We start from the raw sequence: 22800 nt of genomic DNA on the forward strand, positions 1-22800 counted from the left end.
TAAAAGTATGTTTTTAATATGAATTACACCCATAAAGGTATAATATTAATATAGATTTATTATATTGCACCCATAAAGGTATAACTATGCAAGAGTGGAATAGAAATAGTGAGATAGCAGAGTTTGTACGAAATAGGCGTAAAAAATCAAACCTAACCCAAATAGAACTAGCAGATGTAACGGGTGTAGGAGTTCGTTTTGTACGCGAGTTAGAACAAGGAAAACCCAATTTAATGACGGATAAGATTAATCAAATATTGCTGTTTTTTGGGCATACATTAACGCCAACACCTATAAGTGATGAGACAAGGAGAAATTTGGGTGAATAATCAATTGGCGGGAGTATTGACTGAAGATGATAACGGCTATCACTTTAATTACAACAAAGAGTATTTAGAGCAAGAAAAAGCGTCTCCGGTATCATTGACCTTGCCATTACATAAAGACCCATTTCATTCAGAAAGTTTATTTCCTTTTTTTGACGGTCTCATACCAGAAGGATGGTTGTTGGACATCGCACATAAAAATTGGAAAATAAACCCTAGGGATCGTATGGGACTGTTACTAACAACCTGTCGGGATTGTATAGGTAATATAAGTGTGAGAAGTACATAATGAACTATTGTTTAGCCTGTAATAAAGAGTTAGAAGGTGACATAAGGTACCACAAAAGTTGCTTAAAAGCATTTTGGCAAGAAGATACACCTGTCCTGGAGTTAGACTATGAGCTTTCCAAAATAGAAGAATTGGCCAAAGAAAATATAGCACAACAGGTTATAGTGACTGGAGTACAGCCAAAATTATCATTAGGGTTTACCGGAGAGGAAAAGAAGAATAGATTGACAATTGTAGGAGCATTAAATGGTAGATACATTCTAAAACCGCCTTTTGAATTATATCCTCAAATGCCAGAAATAGAAGCCTTATCAATGTTATTAACCCAGGCGTGCAGTATTGATACAGTACCTTTTTTATTAATTCCAATGAAAAGTGGAGAGCTGGCATACTTGACAAGGCGCATAGACCGTACTGAAAAAAATGAAAAACACCCAATGGAAGATGCATGTCAATTTACCGAGCGCTTAACAGAACACAAATATCGTGGCTCGTATGAGCAGATAGCAAAGGGGATAATAACCTATGCACAAAACCCGCTGTTGGAAGTGGTGAAGTTTTACCAGCAAGTAATCGTATCCTTTCTTATTGGAAACAACGATATGCACTTAAAAAACTTTTCATTAATAGCATTTAAAGACAACCAGTATCAGTTATCCCCGGCCTACGATATGGTAGCAGTTAAATTATTAATACCCGATGATCCAGAGGAATTGGCTCTAAATCTTAACGGTAAAAAAAGAAAGCTAAAACGAAAAGATTTTAATGAGGCCATGGCCAAAGCACATATCCCAGAAAAGGCAATAGAAAACCTTTGGAACAGGATTGAAAAGGGTATGAAAAATTGGCCGTTAATGGTACAAAACAGTTTTCTAAACAAACAAGAAAAAGAAATATTATTAGAACTTATCAGTACAAGGGCAAGTCAGGTTGAATTGAATTTAAGATAAGTAAGTATTCTGACGGAGTTCAGTTTACACCTCTCTTCGATAGTTTTTGCATTAGGATAGTGTCTTTTGATTTTTCATAGGTGTGTTCTTACATTAATATTTTATTGATTGCTTCTGCAGCCGGTGGTAAATTGGTTTCTTCTAACATTTCCCTTAAATCTATCTCTATAGTTCTTGACAATGCAGCCATTGGAATATCGTTTGCCCCTCCTTCAAAAGGGTTTTCGGTACTTTCACCTACTTGCTCTAATGATGTAAATACCCATCCTACTATAACACTAAAAGGGATATTTAACCAAACACCATATTCCCCTAGCTTACTCAATGGCTCTAATAACCCAAAAGGAATTAATATTACAAGCAACCATATGAAGTACAGGCTTATACTTGTGAACTGACGCGGGTATGGAAAGTTCTTAATACGCTCTGCTTTTCCTTGATGTGTAAAAAAGTCTTTTAACATAACTTCTATACTAACATATGGATATGCCTCAATGAGTCTTTGCTGTCTTATTCTTTTTAGATCGGCCGATTGTAAACTCAAAACTTGTGTTGCCCTATTTTTCTTTGCCATTACATAATTCAAGTCTTGTTGAGATAAGTAAGGCTTAAGGTCATCCTGTATACTTGTTTCCCATTCAGGAACTTTATAATGTTTAAGGTATTCCTTAAAATAAGGTTTGTTTTGATTTTCCCAGGCCTGTGGTTTACGCAATTGATGACGCAAAGCTGTAAGCCACGCAATGTGTCTATATACCAATCGCTTATGAATGGCTTTGATATCTTCGTTCTCTTCTGTCTTATTACCCCCTACTATAAAATCTTTAACCATTACCCCCCAAGTTCTACTATCATTTACAATAGCTCCCCAAATCATTCTCGCTTCCCATAAACGATTATAAGTCTGGGTATTTCTAAATCCTGTAATGAAAGTAGCTCCTATACCTACTAAACCAATAATTGTCCAGGGGATAGCTATCCAATCTATATCAAAAATGGCATAGATGACCGTAGGGATTGTTGCAATTATTAATAGCCTGAAAATATTCCTTCTTGTCCAAGGAATGAAATGATGAATTTTGTAATGACTTCCTGTATTCATAAGTTATTTATTTTGTTGTTCTTGAGACACAAATTTGCTAATGAGAATTCCTATTAAAACAGCGGTATAAAATTGACTGACAACTCCCATAAGAGAAACTATAAGCTTTGTACTATATGTATTAGGGGTAATGTCACCAAATCCAATTGTTGTTACGGTAATGGAACTAAAGTACACCAAATCCATATAAATTGTGGCAGCTTGAGAGCTATCTATATTATTGATCGTTGAATTGTCCAAATAAAAAATGGCCTGTAGTAAGAAAACAGCCATTTCTATCAATAAGAAAAAGCCACAAGCAGAAGCTGAAATAATATCTGTATTGATATAGCTCGGTTTTATTAAGAATCGTAGGATTTCAATTAAAATAAAACCAAAAAACAGACAGTACACAGCGCTTAACATGGTCATAAAATACTGGACATGACCAAAAAACGGAATACTTATTGGCAAAGCTATAACCATTCCCAGTAGCCCATTTTTAATTAGTTTTTTTATCCTGCCTTTTTCAATAAATACACCAATACTGGCTACACCTAAAATAAGCATATTCACCGGCCAGATTACAGCAGTATAAAATGTTAAATCGCTTAATACAATACCTATATACAAATGTGCCAATAGTGCAATCAGCAATATTTCATATTTGTATGTATGTGTTATATGATAAAATTTTTTGAGCATTGTTAATTTGCTTGCCCTATATCAAGTTGATGTATTTTTCCTTCATTATTAACGTGAAACTTAAAATACACATTAAACGCACCCCATTGTTTGGTTGTTAGGTGTCCATAAATGTCTTTTCCGTTGTTTTCTACGCGATGTATTTCTGTAAACCATTCATTTCCAACCGCATTTCTGGAAAAACTATGGAAATCCCTAGGGTTTCCATCATCAGTCATTTTTGTATCTGCCGTGAAATAAGTTAGCCATTTGTTTTTATCTTTATTTTGAAGTGCTTCTATTGCACCTTTGACGGTTTCATTTGTAATTATACTCAAATCCATAGTTTTAGTTTTTGATTTATTTTTATTGTTTTGGGCTTATGCAACTATCGTTACTGATAGAAGTGATGTGCCAAAAGCCTTTTTCATTATTAATTGTTTAGAGGATGTTTTAAATACAATACTAGTAAGTTAAGAAGCAGGAAAGGCACTTCAATAGCAGCTCCTTTTAGATTTCCATCAAATAGCTGAAAGCAGATAATCAACAATATTGTTGCTGCCATTAAAAAATTACCCCATATAAATGTTTTTGGAATAGCAATTAATGCTGTACTTAAAAGGGTTAGTACTCCAAAAACCATTACACCGGTTTTATTAAAACCCCATTTACCAAACATTTCAAGCATTTCTGGTTTTCCGGTAACCATTGCCAAACCTTGTTTAATACCCATAAAGAGTATTACTAATATTAATACAGTACTACTTATTTTAGATACCATTGTGTTATCGTTTTTAATTAAGAAAATAAGCTAAATGCTTTACCAATATCCTTTCCTTGATAAAATTTGGTAGAATCTGAAAAATAATTCTCTTCTCTTTGTCAAAAATGGACTGGAAGGCATTCATGGTCTTGTGTTTTTAAAAATTGAAAAACTTGGCAACTATTAGTGCAATAATTGCCAAGTGTATTTATCATAAGATTACCTAGTTGTATAACCTCCGTTTGCGAAGATTGTCTGACCAGTAATCCACCAACCATCGGTCACTAAAAACTCAATTAATGGCGCTATGTCTTTAATGTCTGTTAAACCTCCTAACGCTGACGCAGATTTGTGGTATGCTACAGCATCATCAGACTCTTGCCCGTAAAAGAAAGGCGTATCCATTGGCCCCGGACCTACGGCAGTTACGGAAATCCCTCTACCACCAAACTCTTTGGACGCCATTCTTGTGAAATGCTCTACCGGCGCTTTAGCTCCTGCATAGGTAGAATATAGGCCTGTATAAGCTGCCAATAGCGATGTTACTATGGTACATAGCTTTCCATTATCATTTAATTTTCTGCCTGCTTCCTGAATAAAGAAATATGCCACTTTTGAGTTTATGGCAAACATGGTATCATATTCTGCCTCGGTAGTATCTTCAAATGGCTTTTTTAGCACCATCCCCACAGTATTGATGGCCACATCAATACCCCCATATTTAGAGATGGCTTCGTCAAAAAATTTGGTAATGTTTTCTACCTTGGTTAGATCTCCTTGATATAAAAACCCTTCACCACCAGCTGCTTTAACCGCTGCCAATGTTTCTTCACTTGCCACTTTAGAACTATCACTATTGTAATGAATAGCCAATTTCGCTCCTTTAGCTGCAAAATTTCTACTTAACAAGCCGCCAAGATTTTTACCTCCACCAGCTATTAAAACTACTTTGTCCTTTAAATCGATTTTACTCATTTTATTAAAATTATGTGATTCATTATTTACGTAAAATTCCTATTAATATTTGGCTGAAAGGTTACGGGATTTATAGAAATACTTATATTTTTTATAGGTTTATTACTTTCGCATTAATTTTCTGTATTTGGTAGGTGAAACACCGGTTTTCTTTTTGAAAAAATTACTGAAATAAGCAGGTTCCGAAAACCCTAATTGATAGCATATTTCTTTAATTGAGAATGTTGAATTTTTAAGTTGTGATTTAGCATATGTAATCGTTTTTTCTGAAATCCAAGTTGATACTGAACGACCTGTTTTACTTTTGATAACTTGACTGAAATAAGCTGAGTTTAAATTTTGTTTTTTTGCATAATCATTCACTTGCATAGGTTTATTTTCTATACCCTCGTAAAGTGAACGATAGTACCTCTCCAACGCTGTCTTAAAATTCTTTACTATATGGGAACTTCTATCACCTTCTTCCAACGGGTAATAATTTGACCAAAACAATTCTTTTATCCTTAATAATAAAACGACAAATAGGCTGCCTATAATCTTATATTTATAAGGTGAGACTTTACTGTATTCTTTAAAAATTTGTAGGTATAGTGTTTCAAACTCGTTATACTCTTCATCTGTTAGTTGTCTGGGTGGTACGATTTCAGACAATAAAAATGGAAAATCATTAAAAACTCCTTTTTTCACATTTCGCTTTAAAAATTCTTCACTCAAAGTAATAAGGTAACCTTCTTGAAGCTCTAGAAACTCAAATGCTTTTAGATGGCCTGGATTGGTAAAATAAAGTGCTTTTGAAGTGTAGTTGAACGTATTGGCATCTGTTGTATAATTACCTTTTCCCTCTTTTACAAATATGAATGAATAATAATTAGCTCGAAAAATTGGTGATTTGTACGGAATCTCTCTATGAATGTTCAATAAGTTATTAATTGTGAATTGAGCATCTTGCTCAATTGGCATCCCCAATGATTGGTATAAATCACTTACGCTTTCAAAATATATAATGTCTTGTTTCTGTGTCATTAACACAAATATAATAAACTGACTGAATATTCATTCAGAAAAATATTAAAAAGACTAACCCTTGATAGCATCCCAAGCCATCGTAATAAACTGATCTATCTTTTCGTCTGTAAAATCAATTTTTTGATCAAAAGACCATAATATCCAACCATTGATTGTACTAAATGTATAAAGCCTTAAATGTCGAGCGCTCATGTTCTCTTTAAATAAGCCTTCTTTAAGGCCTTCTTCAAACATCACATCAAAAGCTAAAAAATCTTTCATAGCAATGTTATGAATTTCTTTAGTTAAAATAGGGGAAGCAGCAAAGTGATATGAAAAGTAATATTCATCGTGGTGTGATATAAAGTATTGAATAACCTTTTCCCAAAGAAACCAGAACCGTTCTTTCACAATACCTTCGACAATATAATCCTTGAAAATAAACTCTGATTCGTCCTGTTTTTGAAATATCCAAAGCTGTTGAACGATATCCTCTTTGTCTTTAAAGTGTTTATATATAGTACCTATACCTACTTTGGCTTCTTTTGCTATTTCTGCCATTGTAACTGCGTGCAAACCTTTTTGGACAATTAGTTTTAATGAGGCGATAAGTATGGATTCTTTTTTTGGCATGGTAACGTAAATTTGACCTGATTATTAATAAACCCTAAATATATGGTAATTAAAACTTTTGTGTCTATTCCAAAATTTTACATGAAAAAGAAACCCCACTCATGCGAGCAGGCTTTCACATTTAATGAACTTTTAAGATCAAAGCTCGAATTCTACAATCTCCTGTTCAATTTCGGATTTTCGATGTTCCAAGGTGGACTGTAAATGCGTAGTAACCAATTTATCAGATTGGAGTTGGTAATCTTGACCTCTAAGTATTTGGAATTCCTTATGTGGAACGAACTCGAACCATCTGGGTTGTAATTAACTTGGTCTGTTCCTTCAATGTTTCCGTCAGCCCTTCACGGTGCGTGGCCAATCCTCGACATTTTTCAAACTTCTGGATACGGTCATCCAAGTTGATAACGGGCCTTTCAACCGTTACTTTCTTTTCAGATACTACTATTTTTCCAATGGCCTCATTGGTCAACTTGTTCTGTACTTCCTTTTTAACGGCTCCATTTGCTCTTTTAGCTGTTCCGTTCGATTTTGTTTTTATTTCCATGATAATGAAATTTTTAGTTAAACAATATTTAAGGACAGCACAAACGGAAGACAAATTTTTGTTCGGATCAAGTTCTTCATAATTGGTTTAGAGCTTTCCTTCTTACTATTGGCTATTACATGGTGAAGCTACTTTTTGGGTTCTGTACACTTTTAAAAAGTGCGGGGTTAGGGCGAATTAAAAATAGTATAGCAAGCGTCAAAATTTGATTTTTCATACATGCGGTACTTGTTGTCTAAATTCTCGAGGAGTTCGATTGTATCCAAAGCCCCTCGATAAAATTCTATAACAAATAAAAATTTCATATCTTAGAAAAAACAAAATTTTAATTATGGGAAAATTTGAAATCAAAACTGACAAAGGCGGAAAGTTCCGGTTTAATTTAAAGGCATCCAACGGACAGGTTATCTTAAGCAGCCAAGGGTATTCCTCAAAGGCGTCTTGTGAAAATGGAATTGAATCCGTTCGTACCAATTCTCAAAACGATGATCATTTTGAACGTTTGACAGCAACTGACGGCAGTCCTTATTTCAATCTAAAGGCTTCCAACGGCCAGGTAATCGGCACCAGTGAAATGTATTCCGGCAACAGTGCCATGGAGAATGGCATTGCTTCGGTCAAAACAAATGCCCCCAAAGCTGAAATAGAAGACAACTCATAAAATTATAAAGATTCTCTTTTTACTTATGATCTTATAGATCATCACAGGACAGACTGCCTTATCGGTGGTCTGTTTTTTGTTTGATGTCTCTTGAAAAGGTAAAGTCCTGTCCCTTAATTTTTACCTTTATTTTGTTCGGGTAAAGACCACATCATCTATTTGGCAGCTTGCCCCTGGGGCCCCATGGGCATAAAACCCGATGGTTGCCCTACCGTTTCTTACATGGATACCGGTCAGGGCTGCTTTATAAAAGGGTGCTCCAGCGGCCTTGTCCATGGGAGCTTGCTAAATATCAGTAAAAAACAATAAAATTTAATAAAGTACTGACTTTTAGGTTTTTAGTTGTTAAACTTGTTTGATTTTAGAGACAAACCATATGGAATAGCACGCCATTAAAACACCTGTTATGACAGCCAAAATTAAAGAAAGCCTGAACCTTGACCTGGGGATAAACGCGAACCTTATCCATTATCAGTGGTCCCCCGAAGCCCTTCAAAAGCAGACCATCTTACTAAACATGGGCCGAGAGACCGAAAACGGGACCCTTGCGGTACATACCGGTAAATTCACGGGAAGGTCCCCTGAGGACAGGTATATCGTAGTTGATGCCCTAACCCGGAAAACCGTAGATTGGGGAGCAGTCAATCTGCCCTTTGATCAAAAATCCTTTGATATGCTATACCGGCAAGTGACCGCCTATTTGCAAGATACTGTTTATGTGAGGGATGCGCAGGTATGTGCAGGGGAAAACTATAAAATGAACATCCGTGTAATTACGGAATATCCTTGGTCCAATTTATTTGCCTATAATATGTTCTTAAGACCGGAAGCGCAGGAACTCGACACCTTCAAACCGGAATGGACCGTCATAAATGCGCCTGGGTACAAGGCCACTCCCGGGGAGCATAAAACCAAGAATACAAACTTTACCATTATTAATTTTTCAAAAAGGATCATCTTAATCGGGGGGACCGGATATACCGGGGAAATTAAGAAGGGCGTCTTTTCGGCCCTCAATTTTTTGCTGCCGGTGAAAGAAGGCGTTTTCCCGATGCATTGTGCAGCAAATGTCGGAAAAAATGGTGAAACAGCACTTTTTTTCGGGCTCTCCGGTACGGGAAAGACCACGCTCTCGGCCGATGTGAACCGCAAGCTGATCGGCGATGATGAACACGGCTGGTCCAAAGAAGGGGTCTTTAACTTTGAAGGGGGGTGCTATGCAAAAGTCATCGGCCTCTCCCCTGAAAAAGAACCGGAAATTTTTGATGCCATCAAAAAAGGGGCGCTGCTGGAGAACGTCTCGTTCATGCCCAACGGAAGCGTTGATTACACGGATGCTTCCATCACCCAAAATACAAGGGTCAGTTACCCGATCCATTTTCTGCGCAACATTCAGCAGCCTTCCACTGGAACAGCCCCAAAACATATTTTTCTTTTAACCGCAGATGCTTTTGGGGTCTTACCCCCCATTGCCAAATTAAACCAGGATCAGGCAGCTTATTATTTCATTTCCGGTTACACGGCCAAAGTTGCGGGAACCGAAAAGGGGATCACTGAACCGGTTCCTTCATTTTCAGCTTGTTTCGGAGCCCCTTTCCTACCATTAAGCCCCGTGAAATATACGGCTATGCTATTGGAAAAGTTAAAGCAGGATAAGGTATCGGTATGGCTGGTAAACACAGGGTGGATCGGAGGCTCATATGGAGTTGGGGAACGCATCCCGTTAAAGTATACAAGAGCAATGATAAATGCCGTTCTCAAGGGGGAACTTAAAATGTCGGACCAGGGACGCTATACCGTACACCCTACTTTTAAGCTAGCAATGCCCAAAAAGTGCGGTGCCGTCCCCGAGGGTATCTTAAACCCTGTCAGAAACTGGAAGGATAAGGGTGCTTATCACAAAACTGAAAAAAAACTCGCCGATGCCTTTCAACGAAACTTTGAGAAATATAAAGGGCTGGTCAGCGAATCGATATATAAATCAGGGCCTTTCATCTAATTTACCTGCAATAGTTGTTGATGTATTGATCTTCAAGAACATAATTTTTGGTATATCCCACCAGAAACCGACCGGTACTGAACTGACAATCAAAACTTAAAATATCCCCTTCCTCAATGAGGTTAAAATCTTCTTTGGGAGCGGTAGCGGGATTGCACATAACAGGTTTGGAAAAATCCTCCAAACGGTTCCTGGCAATGGCATTGATCTCAGTTTTTAATTCATTGAGCAGTTCTTTGGACTCCAATTGTGATATTACTGCATTCTCCGGTAAAAATTCAATGTCGCGCCCTATGGTTTTTCCCGTACGTTGTATGCTCGTACTGTCAAGGTGAAACGCTGTTTTAAAAAATGTATGTACATACGCCAGCTTTACAAAGTTCGGATCTTCCTCCAATACGGCCTCGTTATATGCCGGGCGGACGGCTGTCTTGGAACCCTTTACCAAAAAAGAATCGATGGGGAACTCTCGTAGATCATACCATATTTCATGCTTTTGATATTCGTATCCTTCAAAGAGTTCACCGCTTGTAGCGGTCTTATCGCTGCAGGTAGCATACATGGTGGCTTGTTTGGCCACATAATGGAAGCCGTTTCTTTCCCGAAAGAAGGGGATTTTATACTCCTTATCTAGCTCCCATCTGCCCTGGTACTTATAGCAGGGAAAATAACAGTCTTCCGGGAGCTCTTTCAACGTGATATAGGGGCGTATGTAATTATTTTCAAAGCTCCATTTTAACATCTCATAGCGGGATGTCGAAGGCATGGTCCGTTGCTGCCCCTCTTGCATACTTCTCAGTAAAAAAAGGGCCATAAGGGCAATGATACCGGTAGTCACGCCTATAAAGGCCCATTTTTTCCACAGGGCCATCCCGGGATGTGACCGACTGTTTTGAATCTTATCAATTTTTTGCTGTAAGGAATTTACCTTTAAAAGCCGTTCTACATTGGCCAGTGCCCGTTGCAATTCCCCCTCCGAGGCCGTGTTGTTTATCAATCTTGAAAATTGAGAATCGCTGTAAAATAGGTCTCTTGCAATCTTAGAATTACTGGTAGACTGAAACCTGTTATTTTCCGGACTGAAGGGCCCGTAATAAATCTCCAGTTTCGAAATAAAGGTTTTATGAAGTTCGGTTTGGTTATTCATTCTACAATAAAAATTGATAAAAATTGATAAAAATTAGTAAAGTGATAATTTTTTTAATTAAAAATTATATAATTGTCAAAATTTACATTAAAAAATTGATTATTTGTCTTTTTTGATTTTGTAAATGTATAAAAACAACTTTAAAAAACTAACTGAAATGAAAGCCGACTTAAAGAAAGCAATTCTTGGAATTGTATTTTTCAGTGCCCAATTGGCCTTTGCCCAAAGCACTGTTAAAGGAAAAATCACAGATGCTTCCCAAGTACCTATTCCCGGGGTCACCATTATGGAAGCGGGAACGGATAACGGAACGGTTTCCGATTTTGATGGGACCTATTCCCTGGCAACGGACTCCGACAATGCCGTTTTAATCTTTAGTTATATCGGTTTTAAGACACAAGAAATCCCCGTCCGGGGTCAGGATATCATGGATGTAACCCTTGAAGAGAACCGGGAAATACTTGATGAAGTAGTCGTAGTAGGGTATGGTAAGATGAAAAAAAGTGATTTGACGGGAGCGGTCTCCTCTGTTGATGCGGAACAATTAGAGCGCTTTCCCAAAACAAATGCTGCCGAAGCACTTCAGGGACAGGTGTCGGGATTGAACATCCGCGTTAATGCCAGTGATGCCGAAGGCTCCGGAACAAGTATCCAGATCAGGGGTCAAAACTCCATTTCAGCATCCAATTCACCCCTGATCATTTTGGATGGTATTCCCTATTACGGAAATCTTTCCGAGATTAATCCGGTGGACATTCAATCCATGGACGTACTCAAAGATGCCTCCTCCACGGCCATTTACGGTTCCCGAGGGGCAAACGGTGTTATCCTGATTACCACCAAAAAGGGGAAAACAGGAAAGCCGATGATTACCTATGATACCTATTACCGTTTGGATGCCGTGGGCTATTATCCAGCGATGATGGACGGTCGGCGATTCGGTGATGCCAAGGTAACCTACGGAGAGCCCCTGACCAATATCGAGCAGAAAAATTACGATGCCGGACATACTACCGATTGGATGGATATCGCTACGAGAACGGGAGCATCCGTACAACATAACCTATCGGTCCGGGGGGCTTCCGAAAAAATCAACTATTATATATCTGCAGGAATCAACGACAACACGGGAATTGTGGTTGGGGACGATTTTAAAAGAGTCAGCCTAAGGACCAATATCGAAACTGAGATTGCCGATTGGATTACCTTTGGAACCACTACCCAGCTTGGTTTTTACGACCGGGACGGTATATCGGCTGATGTCGATAAAGCCTTTAATTCTAACCCTTTGGGAGATGCTTATAATGAGGATGGGTCCTACACGCTAGATTCCTGGGAAGATGCCTTTTGGGCAGCAAATCCCATGGCAGATACCGCTGCCGATAACAACAATGATACCTGGAGGATCATTACCAATAATTATTTCGATATCAAAATTCCCTTTGTAGCGGGACTTTCCTATAAACTGAACGTTGGTTACAATTACAGCCACCGGCAATACGAACGTTATTACGGGATGGATACCAGGACCGGCAACAAGGTCAACGGAGAACTCTATAACTCGTACCAGTATGACAAAGATTGGGTCGTTGAGAACATTATCAGCTACAACCGGACCTTTGGCAAGCACTCCCTGTTTTTGACCGGCCTTTACAGTACCCAAGAAAATTCATATCAGTTCAATACGCTTACCGGACGTGGGTTTCCCAATGATCTTTTGGGATATTACCAACCATCCAATGCGAGTTCCTTATCGGGAGATGCCAACTATACCCAAAGGAATTATGTGTCTCAAATGTTTAGAAGCAATTATACCTTTGATGACCGTTACCTGCTGACTTTTACCGTCCGACGGGACGGCTATTCCGGCTTTGGAAAGGATAATAAGTTTGGGGTATTTCCTTCCTTTGCCTTTGGATGGAACCTGGCCAATGAAGGTTTTATTAAAAATTCGGAAAAACTCGGTTTTATATCCCAGCTTAAACTAAGGCTCTCATACGGGGAGAACGGAAATGAAGCGATTGCCCCTTACAGTTCGTTGGCCCCACTCTACCCAAAGGCCAACCTGGATGAAAATCATCAAACGGCTGTCGGGTACTACCCGGAAAAACTAGGAAATCCAGAGCTGAGTTGGGAAACCACGCGTTCCTTTAATATTGGAACGGATTTTTCGCTCTGGAAAAACAGGGTGTCGGGAAACGTGGACGTGTATTTCTCCAAGACCACCGATTTATTGTTAAACAGGACCATTCCCGCACTCAACGGCACCGACCAAATTACCGAAAATGTGGGGGAAACCAAAAACCAGGGGGTCGATATAACCCTCAACACCATTAATATTGCCAAAACGGATTTTACGTGGAGAACCAATGTTGTCTTTTCCAGGTACAAAACGGAAATTGTAAATGTCGGGTTGACCGATGACAACGGAAATTACATTGATGATGTTGCCAGCAGGTGGTTTATAGGACAGCCCATAAATGTCAATTACGATTATCTCATTGACGGGGTATGGCAGGTAGCGGATTTTAATGACCCCGCTATTCCCGATAGTATGAAAGAAGGATACCGTCCGGGAGACATGAAATACAAGGATGTGGACGGGGACGGGGATGTGGACGCCAGCGATCAAACCATTATCGGAAGTGCCGTTCCTACTTTCTCGGCAGGGCTCACCAACATTATATCCTATAAAAACTTCAGCTTCAGTTTCTTTTTAAACGGCATCTTCGGTATTGACAGAAGGAATCCGGTCCTGAACAACTTCATCCCTCAACTGGAAAATGTTTATGATATTGTCGATTATTGGCGGGAGGACAACACCAATACCATTTACCCGAAGAATACCCCCGGATCCAATAAGTACGACACGGATTATTTTGATAGTGCAACTTTTGTACGGTTGCAGGATATTACCCTTAGCTATAATTTTGAAAAGGACTTAATGGACAAAATGGGATTGAACAGCCTGCAGGTATATATCGATTTAAAGAATGTACATACCTGGACGGATTGGATAGGCGTCGACCCGGAGCATGTCTCCAATCAGGGAAACCCAATGCCCAAAAGCTATTTAATAGGCCTAAAGGTAAGCCTGTAGTTCAAAAAGGGATATACGTATACTAACTGTAAAGAAATAAAAAATGAAAACATCAAAATATTTAATGATATTCTTTCTCCTGAGCTTGTGCAGTGCGTGCGATGAGGATGAATTTTTAACCGAAGAACCAAGAGATGATATTTATGCGGATCAGCTGTATTCGGATTACAACGGGTTTCAAATGGCATTAAACGCCTCTTATGCCATGGTCCGGGAAGAATTTGCCACCACTGCCAACACCTCCCTCGGCGCACAGGTATATATGCTTTCGGGAACCGATATTGCATGGAGTCCCAATACGAGCGGTTCCGATTCGGATTGGTTAAACTGGAGCACGGACCTAGCTCCTGATAACGATGCGATAGAAGACATCTTTATGTGGCTCTACAGGGAGATCAATTCGGTGAACAAAATTATTGCCAGGGCATCAAATCCCGAGGTTGACTGGCAGGGAAGCAACGCTTCGGAAAACGAGGCTAAAAAGAACGAAGTCATAGCGCATGCACGCCTGTTAAGAGCTTGGGCATACAGGCACCTGACCTATCTCTATGGGGATGTGCCCTTGAGCTTGGACGAAATTGATGGTGCCAATTACAAAACGGATTGGGTAAGGGCCCCGGTAGCGGAGGTAAGGGCCCAAATGATCGAAGACCTGAGCTTTGCCGGGGAATACCTGCCCTGGAAGTACCCGAACCCGGGCAGGGCCAATAAAGCGGTGGCCCTGCACTATTTGGCGGAAACCTATTGCGCGGCCCAAGACTATGAAAAAGCAGTTGCCGCAGCGGAAAATGTAATAAAAAATTCCGGCTATGCCCTGGTAAGAAATCGATTTGGAAGAAATGCTTCCAATCCTGGCAACCTATTTATCGATATGTTCCGAGAGCCTTTTTATGCCAATGGCAATACAGAAACCTTATGGGGGTTTTTAAATATTGAACAGGATGTAAACCCCGAAGGCAATTTCAACAACCGTATAAGAGATCAATATTACTCCTATTACAGCAATGCTACCCCAGTAAAGGATTACATGAAAGACAACAACGTCCCTACCGATGACCAGTTAATGGTATATGAATACAATGGAGGGAAAGGCGCCCAACGGGCCGCCATTACAGAATGGGCGTATGGTTTGTATGAAGAGCAGGATATGCGGACAGATGCATATACCATGGCAAAATACATTGTCTTTCCCAATATGGAAAACCCTTCCCAAATAGACACCCTGTTGTACACACATACCACTACTTTTGATGATGAGTTCTATCAAACCGAAAAGGAGGAAGGAACCGGGGGAGCCAGTGCGGAGTGGCCTTATACCCGAAAATGGGATTATGTAAATCCATCGGACCCCAAGGGGGTAAATTCCTATAATGATTTTATTTATATCCGATTGGCTGAAACCTATTTGATATATGCCGAAGCGCAATTGGGAAATGGACAACCCGAAGCCGCCAAGGAGACCTTAAATGTTTTACGCAGGCGCTCCAACGCCTCTGAATATACGGGCACGGTCGATATTGATTTTATACTGGATGAAAGAGCTCGGGAGCTATTCGGAGAGGTGGCCAGACGGCATGCACTGGTCAGAACGGGCAAATTCCTGGAAAGGGCCAGGAAACACAATAGATTTATGTATTTTCACTTAAAGGATTACCATAAGCTATGGCCGATCCCCCAATCGGTTATCGATTCGAACACCGGCTCGGTAATGGCGCAGAACACCGGCTATTAAAAAAACAATCGTAAACAATAACACATAAAAAATGAAACATCTAAAAATATTCCTTCTACTGTTCATAACGGCTCCCCTATGGCTCACTGCTCAAAAAGCCATGCCGAAAAAGGTCCTCATGGTAGGAAACAGTTTTACGTACTTTTGGAACATGCCGCAAATGGTAAATGCCATGGCCGCGGAAGACGGCTACCCTATGGAAGTTCACCAATCTACCATAGGAGGGGCAACCTGGGAAGAACATTACAATGAAAAAAGAGGCTCGCAGACACGCCTTTTGTTAAAAAGCAAACCATGGGATTACGTCATCTTACAGGACCATAGCTTGAGTACTATCGAAGCCCCCGGTCGATTTGACGAATATGGAAAAAAGTTGGCCGGGGCCGTGGTCAAAGCAGGGGCCAAACCCTATTTAATGATGACATGGGCTTATTTATCGAACCCGTTAATGCAGGACGTTATTTCAAATAAATACAATGCATTGGCCCATGAATTAAATACGGAGGCCATTCCGGTGGGGGACATTTTTATGAAAGCCCGAAAATTACGTCCGGACCTCAATTTTTATTTTGATGACAAACACCCCTCGTCCATCGGTTCCTATCTAATAGGCTTAATCATGTATAAAGCTTTGACGGGCAATTCGGTAAAAGACGTTCCGGACCGATTGTTGTCAAAAGACCAGCGCGGAGAACAGGTCATTTTATCTTTTATTCACCATGAAACAGGAGAGTTTTTACGACAACTTGTCGAGGAAACCGAGTTTACAACCAAGCTTATTCAAGAATGATCTCCCAAAGACGTATCGTTTTTTTGATTTTAGGCCCGCTGATATTCTTTTCGCTTCAGTGTATGCGTACCCCTGAAGGGATGTCGGAAAGTGCCTTTGATATGCTGGCCATCACTTTATGGATGGCCGTTTGGTGGATAACGGAAGTCATCCCGATCGGAGTGACGGCCCTACTGCCCATTATCTTATTTCCGATAACCGGAGCGGTGGATATTTCAACAACGACCGCTTCCTTCGGACACAAATATATTTTTCTGTATATGGGAGGGTTTATGTTGGCAATTGCCATTGAAAAGTGGAATTTACATAAACGCATTGCGCTCCACATTATAAAACTCATAGGGGTAAATGTCACGCGAATCATATTGGGTTTTATGGTAGCCACAGCTTTTTTATCCATGTGGATTTCAAATACGGCTACTTCAGTGATGATGCTGCCCATTGGAATGTCCATCGTATCCCAGTTGAAAGACAATCCCCTGACCGAAGAAAATGAGAATCTAATTTTCGGCAAGGCCTTGATGCTTTCAATTGCCTACAGTGCTTCCATAGGCGGCGTGGCTACATTAATCGGAACCCCGCCAAATCTTGTATTTGCTGGCTTTATAGAGGAGACTTATCATATTGAAATTTCGTTTATGACATGGATGAAAATAGGCTTCCCGATTTCCGTGGTGCTTTTAATAATCGGATGGTATTACCTCACACATCATGCCTTTACCTTCAAACAGAAAAAATTTCCCGGTGGTAAAGAAGAGATTCAACGATTGCTCCATGAGCTGGGACCGATGAAACCGGAAGAGAAGACCGTCCTGGGCCTTTTTATTCTTACTGCTTTTTGTTGGATCACCCGGTCTTTTCTGTTACAGCATATCATCTCAAACATCGATGATACAATAATAGCAATCACCGCTGGCCTCCTGCTGTTTATATTGCCTACCACCAGGAAAGGGCATCCCATCATTACATGGAAAGAAGCCGTTAAAATGCCCTGGGGGATTATTTTACTCTTTGGCGGTGGCATGGCATTGGCTTCCGGTTTTGAAATTACCGGCTTGGCGACATGGTTCGGAAGCCAGGTAAAGCTTTTAAACGGTTTACCCTTGTTGGCGCTCATTCTTGTAATAATCACAGCTGTTAATTTTATTACGGAGGTAACTTCCAATTTAGCAACTACCGCCATGCTATTACCCATACTGGCACCTGTAGCCCTGTCTCTGGAGATTAATCCTTACGTTTTAATGGTTGCCACTACCCTCGCTGCTTCTTGTGCATTTATGCTCCCGGTAGCGACTCCTCCAAATGCCGTTGTGTTCGGTTCGGGATATTTAAAAATCCCCGATATGATAAAAACGGGCCTATGGATGAACGTAATTTCTATTTTAATCTTAACCCTGACGGTTTATTTTCTTTTGCCACTGATCTGGGGGTTCGACCCCAAAGACGTCCAGCATTTTATGAGGTTAATAGCTCCATAATCATACAATCCGGTTAGCTTCCTTTAAGAGACTGTTCTATAAGGGCGGTCTCTTATACTTGTCATATTTATTAGAAAATAATTAATTAATAACGAATTTATTGAGATAATTGTTATACTTTTTTAACTTCTTACAGTAGCTAATAAATCGTGAGGATAGCCTAATGATACATTACTTATATTATCTAAACTAGGAATTTGTTCTTCTGTTAATTGAATGGTTGTCGCCAGATAGCCTATCCATATTTTTGAGGGGGTGGACCTGTGCGACTTGGCAATGTTTATAGTTTTAACTTGGGTTAAGGTTTTATGTTCCGTTTGATTGGTTTTAATCTGTCCGCTACTGTTTTCAAGGTTTTCAGTATGTCGGTTTCGGATGGAAGTTCGCCAAAGACCAATTCGCTGAAACTGCTTGTGTAAACATCTTTGATTTTATCCCAAGTGTCTGCTGTGTCTGAAAATATGATTGCTGTCGTTGGGCTTGAGTTCACCAAAAACGGTTTTCTTGGGTTTGTAAAAGACACCTGTTGAAACCCGCTTGATAATACCTTTGGCAATCAGCCGTTCAATGGCTTTGGCTGCTGCAACAAATTCCTGTGGTTCAACCGACAACCGTTCGTATTTGAATGTTGTGCCTTCGGCTAACTTGCTAATTTGCTTCTGTATTTTTTGTGAAATCCCCATTGTTCTGCACAGGTAAGGAACAATGTTTAAATGTCAAGTAAACGAAACAAAATATTAGAATCTAACACACATGTTATCAGTCGATTAAGCATTAGTAAAAATCACCTCGGACAAGTCAGGAGGAGTCCTTAAAGGGGTAACCTTTGAAGGTAGTTTTGCAAAATTCGTTGAATATCCCTATTGTCATCATAAGCCTTTATGTAAGACAATCGGGCGTCTATAGGGGTGCCTTTAGGGCAAAATCCAAACCCTTTGTAGGCTCCATTTTCAATGTAAACCAGTCCGGTTTCATTATCATTTCTCCCTTGGAGTTCAACCAGTTTGGTCAGTTTTTCTAAATTGGCATTCTTTAAAAAGTCCTCAACCCGGCTGTTGTAGGAATTTACCGGCTCAACGGATATACAGGCACCGTAACATTCCTTTATCTGGTATTGAAAGCAATAATTTTTGGTTTTATACAACCCATTTATTTTTTGGCAGAGCTTGTGTTTCCCTGTAATTCGAAAGAGGGTGTTTTTTGCTTCTGTCAATGAAGAAAATACAGTAATGGCATTAGTTTCCGGCTTTATTTTGTCAATCATAAGCGCCTTATAGCCAGAACGTTCATGGAGAAAAAGACCATATTGATTTATTTTACGGCGTTGCGAACGGTTATAGATCGGATGGTATTCTTTGATGAGATGGGATTCGTAAAGTAAAGAAATAAGTTCACTGCCCATACCTTCATAGCAAATTCTTTTGGTAAAGAACTGTAGCTTTTGTGATTTTCTGTCTTTGCCGGAGAAATGCTGCTGTACCCGTTTCTGTATATTGATACTCTTACCGATATAGATAAGTTGACCGCTCCGGTCATAAAAGAAATAAACGCCGGGCAGTGTCGGTAATTCCGATATTTGTGATACTTGTTTGATAAAAATATAGCCTTTTTAAATCAATCTAAATGATGATGCAATAATAAGCGTCCCATAAAGCCAAATGGCTTAAATATGTAAAAATAATATTAACTTTAAACATTTCTGTGGTGGAAAGCGTAAATTCAATCCATAAACTGATGATGGAACACTAAAAATAAGACTGTTTTGTTAATTTTACGGACAGACGACGCCCAGGTTAATAGCATATTACAAACTTTCAATCAATAATGGATACATCAGATCGTAAAGAGTTCTTAGCCAAGAAGAGGAACTGTCTACAAATTTTTAGGAAAAAACCCTTCTTTATATGGTTGATTTTATGTGTTTCATGTTATGCCCACAAAAGTGTCGTGCCGAGTCAAATACCTATAGAACAATTTCGGTTAAGCGTTGAAGAAATTAAATCCGGAAAAGTTATAGATAATGAAGGCGATGCCCGAAGCTTTGAAGAATATCTGTCAATCGCCAAGAAAAATGAAGATTGGGAAGCTGCGATTGTTATACAAAATGCTCTGGCTAATTATGATATCTATTACAGAATGAATCATAAAGCTGTCTATGATTCATTAAAAAATTTCAAGCAACATCTTCCAAAAATCCATAATATTCAACAAGTTGCCAAGTATTACATCGCCTATGCAGAGGCAGCAACATACCTCCAAAAATACCATGCCTCGTTGGAAATCCTTGAACAGGCCATGTCCCATTTGGAGCCAAAAAGAGATTCGGTCATCAGTGCGTATGCTTATATATATTTAAAGGCCGGTGAAAATAGCTCTAAAATAAATAGCTTGATAGCGAGTGTTACCTATTTTAAAAAAGCTTCTGAGATTTTTCTACAACAAAAGGACACCATTTCTTTTCTATGGTCTCAAAATGGCTTAAGCAGATTGTTGGGGAATAATGGATTGTTTAATGAAGCTGATGAGGCACGAACCCCTATTTTTTTATGGAGCGATAAAATTGATGAAGTAGAGGTGGTTGTAATGGCACATATAACGGCCGCTATTGAAGCAACCACGCAACATCAATCCGATAAAGAACTTTACCATGTCAGGCAAGCACTTTTACTGAAGGATCAAATGACTTCGAATGCAAAAAATATTATAGCAATCCTAACGAGTGCTTGTGCCACCTATGTATTTGCCCGTCAAAACTTATTGGATGAATCTGACCACCATTTAAAAAAGATGATCGCTTTGATGGAAGGGGAACAGGGAAGTACTTTTTTAAAAACCTATTATTCGCTTGCCCGGGCCCAAAATGCTTTTGCGCATAAAGATTATAAAAATTCAAATGGCTATCTGTTGGCCGTGCTTGAAAATGTGAAACAATCCAAGGAACCTGAAAACATTTTGGCTTTTGAATATTTATTGGCACAAAACTATCAAGAAACAGGGGACTTGGGAAGTTCGTTGATGCATTATAAAAATTATATAAAATTAAAGGACTCCATAGAAAAAAGCACCTCCAGAAAGCGTTTTGCATATGTTCAAAGCCAATTTGAAATGCAAAAAAAGGATTTAGAAATTTCGGAACAAAAACAATACATCTCGCTGTTAGGAGCTAAAAACAAACTCAAATCACAATGGATACTTATAGGCGGTATTTGCTTGGTGAGCATATTTTCAGTGATTTATTTATTGCGGTCGCGAGCATTTCAAAAGCACAATCAAAGACTTCAAAAGGCGTTTTACGAAAACATGCTCCTGTCAATCGAAAAAGAGCGTGAGAGTATCGCTGGTGATTTGCATGACAGTATAGGACAGAACCTGCTGATCATTAAAAATAAGTTCTTAAGTAAAGATGAAAATGAAGATGTATCTATTGTAGACAATACCATAAAGGGCATTAGGGATATCTCCCAAGACCTTCATCCGTATAAGTTTGAAAAAATCGGGTTAATACAATCACTGAAAGACACCATTAAAGTATTGCAGGAGAACACCGTAATCTTTTTCTCCGAACAAATTGATCAAAAAGAAAACATAGGACGTAACTTATGTAAAGAAAAGCACTTACATGTTTTTAGGATTATTCAAGAAGCACTTAATAACGTCATAAAGCACTCTGAAGCAAAAGCTTGTTCCCTGGTAGTGAATTCCGAGGTTGACGCTATTAATTTTATTGTAAAAGACAACGGGAAGGGGTTTGTGTCCCCTAAAAGGACGGATGTAAATAATTCGTTAGGAATGAGAACCATGCGAGGGAGGGCTATGGCCATTGGGGCATCTTTTAAGATAACCAGTATTGTCAATGAAGGTACGATAGTGCATTTAAAAATTCCAAAAAAATGAGTAACGGTTTATCCTTTATTTTAGCAGATGACCATCCACTTATATTAGAAGGGAATGCTGCTTTTTTGAGTAAAAACGGATTTTTAATAAAAGGAGTTGCCACCAATGGGAATGATGCATTTAATCAAATCCTGAAGGAGCAGCCGGATTTTGCGATCCTGGACATGGATATGCCTGTTCTAAATGGTATTGAAGTTGCCCGCGCGTTAAAGGGGAAACAGTTCCACATAAAAATAATAATACTATCCCTGCACAAGAATGAAGATATTTTAAGGAACATTGGTCTTTGCATCGATGGCTACATCCTTAAAGAAGATGCATTATCTGAATTGTTGACATGTATCGATGTGCTTTTATCACATAAGAATTATGTTAGTTCTACGATCAAAAATGCCAACTTGTATGACCCTAAAAACGAGGAAATAAAGAATCTAACAGTGTCAGAAGTAAAAATACTCAGACTGATTGCAAAAAACATGACTTCACAAGAAATCGCAGACAGTTTATTCCTTTCCAAACGAACGGTGGAAAAACACCGCAGCAATGTAGTTAAAAAATTAAATTTGGATAGCAGTCCTCACGCTTTAGTCTTATGGGTACAAAAAAACATTGACAGCTTGTTATAATTTTAAAATGAATAATACGTAGTGGTACTTATTTCTTGCTCATGGATCTTGTCGTAGTTTTGTGATTGTTATCTGAAGAAACTATTCGCAGAACGTTTTTTCTTAATTATTAACGGAACTAAC

The 22800-nt window shown here is 39.1% G+C and carries 23 protein-coding genes; 11 read left to right on the forward strand and 12 right to left on the reverse strand.

Annotation, left to right across the window (positions count from 1 at the left end; genetic code table 11):
- Window positions 1-86: 86 nt before the first annotated feature.
- From PSF86_RS10820 to PSF86_RS10830, 3 genes are read left to right on the forward strand one after another with little or no spacing between them, the layout of a single operon-like run.
- Window positions 87-329: a helix-turn-helix transcriptional regulator gene (locus PSF86_RS10820; RefSeq protein WP_277900089.1), complete on the forward strand. Its 243-nt coding sequence runs from the start codon at window positions 87-89 to the stop codon at window positions 327-329.
- Window positions 301-615 carry a HipA N-terminal domain-containing protein gene (locus tag PSF86_RS10825; protein ID WP_277900090.1) on the forward strand — a complete coding sequence of 105 codons (315 nt, stop codon included), beginning with the start codon at window positions 301-303 and terminating at the stop codon, window positions 613-615. Before PSF86_RS10820 ends, PSF86_RS10825 begins: the two co-directional genes overlap by 29 nt.
- Window positions 615-1565, forward strand: a complete 951-nt coding sequence (locus tag PSF86_RS10830) for a HipA domain-containing protein (RefSeq protein WP_277900091.1) — start codon at window positions 615-617, stop codon at window positions 1563-1565. The genes PSF86_RS10825 and PSF86_RS10830 overlap by 1 nt, the downstream gene beginning before the upstream one ends.
- An 88-nt stretch (window positions 1566-1653) precedes the next feature.
- Here PSF86_RS10830 and PSF86_RS10835 read toward each other — a convergent pair whose 3' ends face one another.
- The 8 genes from PSF86_RS10835 to PSF86_RS10870 form a co-directional block, all read right to left on the reverse strand.
- A complete protein-coding gene (locus PSF86_RS10835; RefSeq protein ID WP_277900092.1) occupies window positions 1654-2667 on the reverse strand; it encodes a bestrophin family protein in 1014 nt (337 codons plus the stop codon).
- A gap of 3 nt (window positions 2668-2670) precedes the next feature.
- Entirely contained in the window at window positions 2671-3351 is a 681-nt protein-coding gene (locus PSF86_RS10840) for a potassium channel family protein (RefSeq protein WP_277900093.1), read from the reverse strand.
- A gap of 2 nt (window positions 3352-3353) precedes the next feature.
- Window positions 3354-3668: a hypothetical protein gene (locus PSF86_RS10845; RefSeq protein ID WP_277900094.1), complete on the reverse strand. Its 315-nt coding sequence runs from the start codon at window positions 3666-3668 to the stop codon at window positions 3354-3356.
- A 95-nt stretch (window positions 3669-3763) separates the two neighbouring features.
- Window positions 3764-4111, reverse strand: a complete 348-nt coding sequence (locus PSF86_RS10850) for a DoxX family protein (RefSeq protein WP_277900095.1) — start codon at window positions 4109-4111, stop codon at window positions 3764-3766.
- 201 nt (window positions 4112-4312) lie between these two features.
- A complete protein-coding gene (locus tag PSF86_RS10855) occupies window positions 4313-5068 on the reverse strand; it encodes an SDR family oxidoreductase (protein WP_277900096.1) in 756 nt (251 codons plus the stop codon).
- A 102-nt stretch (window positions 5069-5170) separates the two neighbouring features.
- Window positions 5171-6091, reverse strand: a complete 921-nt coding sequence (locus PSF86_RS10860; protein ID WP_277900097.1) for an AraC family transcriptional regulator — start codon at window positions 6089-6091, stop codon at window positions 5171-5173.
- A 54-nt stretch (window positions 6092-6145) separates the two neighbouring features.
- Window positions 6146-6706 (reverse strand): TetR/AcrR family transcriptional regulator, encoded by a 561-nt coding sequence (locus PSF86_RS10865; protein ID WP_277900098.1) that lies wholly within the window; start codon window positions 6704-6706, stop codon window positions 6146-6148.
- A gap of 268 nt (window positions 6707-6974) precedes the next feature.
- Window positions 6975-7250: a hypothetical protein gene (locus PSF86_RS10870; RefSeq protein WP_277900099.1), complete on the reverse strand. Its 276-nt coding sequence runs from the start codon at window positions 7248-7250 to the stop codon at window positions 6975-6977.
- A 331-nt stretch (window positions 7251-7581) separates the two neighbouring features.
- Here PSF86_RS10870 and PSF86_RS10875 point away from each other — a divergent pair, with 331 nt between their 5' ends.
- On the forward strand, window positions 7582-7911 hold the full coding sequence (locus PSF86_RS10875; protein WP_277900100.1) for a YegP family protein: 330 nt from the start codon (window positions 7582-7584) through the stop codon (window positions 7909-7911).
- 126 nt (window positions 7912-8037) lie between these two features.
- Here PSF86_RS10875 and PSF86_RS10880 read toward each other — a convergent pair whose 3' ends face one another.
- Window positions 8038-8187 carry a hypothetical protein gene (locus PSF86_RS10880; protein ID WP_277900101.1) on the reverse strand — a complete coding sequence of 50 codons (150 nt, stop codon included), beginning with the start codon at window positions 8185-8187 and terminating at the stop codon, window positions 8038-8040.
- Between the two features lie 130 nt (window positions 8188-8317).
- On the opposite strand from PSF86_RS10880, the gene pckA reads away from it, so the two are divergent.
- On the forward strand, window positions 8318-9910 hold the full coding sequence (pckA, locus tag PSF86_RS10885) for a phosphoenolpyruvate carboxykinase (ATP) (RefSeq protein ID WP_277900102.1): 1593 nt from the start codon (window positions 8318-8320) through the stop codon (window positions 9908-9910).
- A gap of 1 nt (window position 9911) precedes the next feature.
- On the opposite strand, the gene PSF86_RS10890 is transcribed toward pckA, so the two are convergent.
- On the reverse strand, window positions 9912-11057 hold the full coding sequence (locus PSF86_RS10890; protein WP_277900103.1) for a hypothetical protein: 1146 nt from the start codon (window positions 11055-11057) through the stop codon (window positions 9912-9914).
- A gap of 157 nt (window positions 11058-11214) precedes the next feature.
- Here PSF86_RS10890 and PSF86_RS10895 point away from each other — a divergent pair, with 157 nt between their 5' ends.
- The 4 genes from PSF86_RS10895 to PSF86_RS10910 are packed head-to-tail and all read left to right on the forward strand — an operon-like array spanning window position 11215 to window position 18157.
- Window positions 11215-14157 carry a SusC/RagA family TonB-linked outer membrane protein gene (locus PSF86_RS10895; RefSeq protein WP_277900104.1) on the forward strand — a complete coding sequence of 981 codons (2943 nt, stop codon included), beginning with the start codon at window positions 11215-11217 and terminating at the stop codon, window positions 14155-14157.
- A 43-nt stretch (window positions 14158-14200) separates the two neighbouring features.
- Window positions 14201-15889 (forward strand): RagB/SusD family nutrient uptake outer membrane protein, encoded by a 1689-nt coding sequence (locus PSF86_RS10900; RefSeq protein WP_277900105.1) that lies wholly within the window; start codon window positions 14201-14203, stop codon window positions 15887-15889.
- 31 nt (window positions 15890-15920) lie between these two features.
- Window positions 15921-16679, forward strand: a complete 759-nt coding sequence (locus tag PSF86_RS10905; RefSeq protein WP_277900106.1) for an SGNH/GDSL hydrolase family protein — start codon at window positions 15921-15923, stop codon at window positions 16677-16679.
- Window positions 16676-18157: an SLC13 family permease gene (locus PSF86_RS10910; protein WP_277900107.1), complete on the forward strand. Its 1482-nt coding sequence runs from the start codon at window positions 16676-16678 to the stop codon at window positions 18155-18157. Before PSF86_RS10905 ends, PSF86_RS10910 begins: the two co-directional genes overlap by 4 nt.
- Window positions 18158-18588: 431 nt before the next feature.
- On the opposite strand, the gene PSF86_RS10915 is transcribed toward PSF86_RS10910, so the two are convergent.
- Together PSF86_RS10915 and PSF86_RS10920 are read right to left on the reverse strand one after the other, a co-directional pair.
- Window positions 18589-18840: a hypothetical protein gene (locus tag PSF86_RS10915; RefSeq protein ID WP_277900108.1), complete on the reverse strand. Its 252-nt coding sequence runs from the start codon at window positions 18838-18840 to the stop codon at window positions 18589-18591.
- A 128-nt stretch (window positions 18841-18968) separates the two neighbouring features.
- The gene (locus PSF86_RS10920) at window positions 18969-19757 is read right to left on the reverse strand and encodes a GIY-YIG nuclease family protein (RefSeq protein WP_338424028.1); all 789 of its coding nucleotides are present in this window, start codon (window positions 19755-19757) and stop codon (window positions 18969-18971) included.
- A gap of 347 nt (window positions 19758-20104) precedes the next feature.
- On the opposite strand from PSF86_RS10920, the gene PSF86_RS10925 reads away from it, so the two are divergent.
- On the forward strand, window positions 20105-22051 hold the full coding sequence (locus tag PSF86_RS10925; RefSeq protein WP_277900109.1) for a sensor histidine kinase: 1947 nt from the start codon (window positions 20105-20107) through the stop codon (window positions 22049-22051).
- On the forward strand, window positions 22048-22677 hold the full coding sequence (locus PSF86_RS10930) for a response regulator transcription factor (RefSeq protein ID WP_277900110.1): 630 nt from the start codon (window positions 22048-22050) through the stop codon (window positions 22675-22677). The genes PSF86_RS10925 and PSF86_RS10930 overlap by 4 nt, the downstream gene beginning before the upstream one ends.
- Window positions 22678-22800 lie beyond the last annotated feature (123 nt).

The sequence above is a fragment of the Galbibacter pacificus genome, assembly GCF_029603165.1.
Taxonomy (GTDB): Bacteria; Bacteroidota; Bacteroidia; order Flavobacteriales; family Flavobacteriaceae; genus Galbibacter; species Galbibacter pacificus.

Excerpts from the sequence above, each read along its gene's own strand:
- PSF86_RS10820 (WP_277900089.1), top strand. The coding sequence starts at position 87 with ATGCAAGAGTGGAATAGAAATAGTGAGATAGCAGAGTTTGTACGAAAT.
- PSF86_RS10825 (WP_277900090.1), top strand. The coding sequence starts at position 301 with ATGAGACAAGGAGAAATTTGGGTGAATAATCAATTGGCGGGAGTATTG.
- PSF86_RS10830 (WP_277900091.1), top strand. The coding sequence starts at position 615 with ATGAACTATTGTTTAGCCTGTAATAAAGAGTTAGAAGGTGACATAAGG.
- PSF86_RS10835 (WP_277900092.1), bottom strand. The coding sequence starts at position 2,667 with ATGAATACAGGAAGTCATTACAAAATTCATCATTTCATTCCTTGGACA.
- PSF86_RS10840 (WP_277900093.1), bottom strand. The coding sequence starts at position 3,351 with ATGCTCAAAAAATTTTATCATATAACACATACATACAAATATGAAATA.
- PSF86_RS10850 (WP_277900095.1), bottom strand. The coding sequence starts at position 4,111 with ATGGTATCTAAAATAAGTAGTACTGTATTAATATTAGTAATACTCTTT.
- PSF86_RS10855 (WP_277900096.1), bottom strand. The coding sequence starts at position 5,068 with ATGAGTAAAATCGATTTAAAGGACAAAGTAGTTTTAATAGCTGGTGGA.
- PSF86_RS10860 (WP_277900097.1), bottom strand. The coding sequence starts at position 6,091 with ATGACACAGAAACAAGACATTATATATTTTGAAAGCGTAAGTGATTTA.
- PSF86_RS10865 (WP_277900098.1), bottom strand. The coding sequence starts at position 6,706 with ATGCCAAAAAAAGAATCCATACTTATCGCCTCATTAAAACTAATTGTC.
- PSF86_RS10870 (WP_277900099.1), bottom strand. The coding sequence starts at position 7,250 with ATGGAAATAAAAACAAAATCGAACGGAACAGCTAAAAGAGCAAATGGA.
- PSF86_RS10875 (WP_277900100.1), top strand. The coding sequence starts at position 7,582 with ATGGGAAAATTTGAAATCAAAACTGACAAAGGCGGAAAGTTCCGGTTT.
- PSF86_RS10880 (WP_277900101.1), bottom strand. The coding sequence starts at position 8,187 with ATGGACAAGGCCGCTGGAGCACCCTTTTATAAAGCAGCCCTGACCGGT.
- pckA (WP_277900102.1), top strand. The coding sequence starts at position 8,318 with ATGACAGCCAAAATTAAAGAAAGCCTGAACCTTGACCTGGGGATAAAC.
- PSF86_RS10890 (WP_277900103.1), bottom strand. The coding sequence starts at position 11,057 with ATGAATAACCAAACCGAACTTCATAAAACCTTTATTTCGAAACTGGAG.
- PSF86_RS10895 (WP_277900104.1), top strand. The coding sequence starts at position 11,215 with ATGAAAGCCGACTTAAAGAAAGCAATTCTTGGAATTGTATTTTTCAGT.
- PSF86_RS10900 (WP_277900105.1), top strand. The coding sequence starts at position 14,201 with ATGAAAACATCAAAATATTTAATGATATTCTTTCTCCTGAGCTTGTGC.
- PSF86_RS10905 (WP_277900106.1), top strand. The coding sequence starts at position 15,921 with ATGAAACATCTAAAAATATTCCTTCTACTGTTCATAACGGCTCCCCTA.
- PSF86_RS10910 (WP_277900107.1), top strand. The coding sequence starts at position 16,676 with ATGATCTCCCAAAGACGTATCGTTTTTTTGATTTTAGGCCCGCTGATA.
- PSF86_RS10915 (WP_277900108.1), bottom strand. The coding sequence starts at position 18,840 with ATGGGGATTTCACAAAAAATACAGAAGCAAATTAGCAAGTTAGCCGAA.
- PSF86_RS10930 (WP_277900110.1), top strand. The coding sequence starts at position 22,048 with ATGAGTAACGGTTTATCCTTTATTTTAGCAGATGACCATCCACTTATA.